Below are 1,265 nucleotides of genomic sequence, written 5' to 3'. Positions count from 1 at the left end.
CCATCTCGGTGATGGAGTCCGGCCGCACCGAGGTGATCGCCGGCATGAACCTGCCGATGCTGATCAAGCTCTCCTCGATCCGCAAGGGCGACAATATGGCCGCCGCGCTCGATGAGGCTCAGGCCGCCGGCCGCAAATACATCAATGTCGCCAGCCAGCTCCTGAGCAGCAAATGACCGCGCTGTCCCCGGAAAAAGACCAAATTGTCCGGGATTTTCCCATCATCAACCAACGTGGCCTTCATGCGCGCGCTTCGGCGAAGTTCGTCCAGCTGGCCAGCGGCTTCGATGCCTCGGTGCATGTCGAGAAGGATGGCGTCAAGGTCGGCGGCACCTCGATCATGGGCCTGATGATGCTGGCGGCAAGCCCCGGCTATTCGATCCGCGTCACCGCCAGCGGACCGGAAGCCCGGCAGGTCATCGACGCCCTGGAGCAGCTGGTGGCGTCCCGCTTTGGCGAGGAATGCTGATCAGGTAGAGCGCCGATGCGTGTCTGAGAGACATGCAGGGATAAAGATTTCTTTATATCCCATTGTCGTCCTTGCTCCGATCTGCTAGTCAGGCCGGCAATTCGCGCCCTTCGACGCGCCGACCGGCGCGGGCGTGTCCGCAACAAATTCGCAAGCACAACATTCGCATCGGAGTACTGCCATGACGGGTAGCAAGGACTATGTGGTCGCCGACATCTCGCTTGCCGGCTGGGGCCGCAAGGAACTCGAGATCGCCGAAACCGAAATGCCGGGCCTGATGGCCTGCCGTGAGGAATTCGGTCCCAAGCAGCCGCTCAAGGGTGCGCGCATCACCGGCTCGCTGCACATGACGATCCAGACGGCGGTGCTGATCGAGACGCTGAAGGAACTGGGCGCCGATATCCGCTGGGCCTCCTGCAACATCTTCTCGACCCAGGACCATGCGGCCGCGGCCATCGCCGAAGCCGGCATCCCGGTGTTCGCCGTCAAGGGCGAGTCGCTCGAGGAGTATTGGGACTACACCGACAAGATCTTCCAGTGGGCCGATGGCGGCCTCTCCAACATGATCCTCGATGATGGCGGCGATGCCACCATGTACATCCTGATCGGCGCCCGCGCCGAGGCCGGCGAGGACGTGCTGTCCAACCCGCAGAGCGAGGAAGAGGAATACTTCTATGCCCAGGTCAAGAAGCGCCTGAAGGCTTCGCCCGGCTTCTTCACCAAGCAGAAGGCGGCGATCCGCGGCGTCACCGAAGAGACGACCACCGGCGTCAACCGGCTCTATCAGCTGCAGAAG

The 1,265-nt window shown here is 62.5% G+C and carries 2 protein-coding genes and 1 pseudogene; all 3 read left to right on the top strand.

Going from position 1 to position 1,265, the window contains the following annotated elements:
* Positions 1–176, top strand: a pseudogene (locus tag EN893_RS34435) (PTS fructose transporter subunit IIA); the annotation flags it as partial.
* Positions 173–469, top strand: coding sequence for an HPr family phosphocarrier protein (locus tag EN893_RS34430; RefSeq protein ID WP_027039963.1), 297 nt, complete (start codon positions 173–175; stop codon positions 467–469). The pseudogene EN893_RS34435 and the gene EN893_RS34430, both read left to right, overlap by 4 nt.
* A gap of 181 nt (positions 470–650) precedes the next feature.
* A partial coding sequence (locus tag EN893_RS34425) for an adenosylhomocysteinase (RefSeq protein ID WP_164901401.1) occupies positions 651–1,265 on the top strand: 615 nt, incomplete at its 3' end.

The sequence above is a fragment of the Mesorhizobium sp. M7A.F.Ca.CA.004.04.2.1 genome, assembly GCF_004022825.1.
Taxonomy (GTDB): domain Bacteria; phylum Pseudomonadota; class Alphaproteobacteria; order Rhizobiales; family Rhizobiaceae; genus Mesorhizobium.
The sequence above is the reverse complement of the archived record's forward strand: the minus strand, read 5'-3'. Positions and strand labels throughout refer to the sequence as shown.

Coding starts and splice junctions, on each gene's coding strand:
- EN893_RS34430 (WP_027039963.1), top strand. CDS start 173: ATGACCGCGCTGTCCCCGGAAAAAGACCAAATTGTCCGGGATTTTCCC.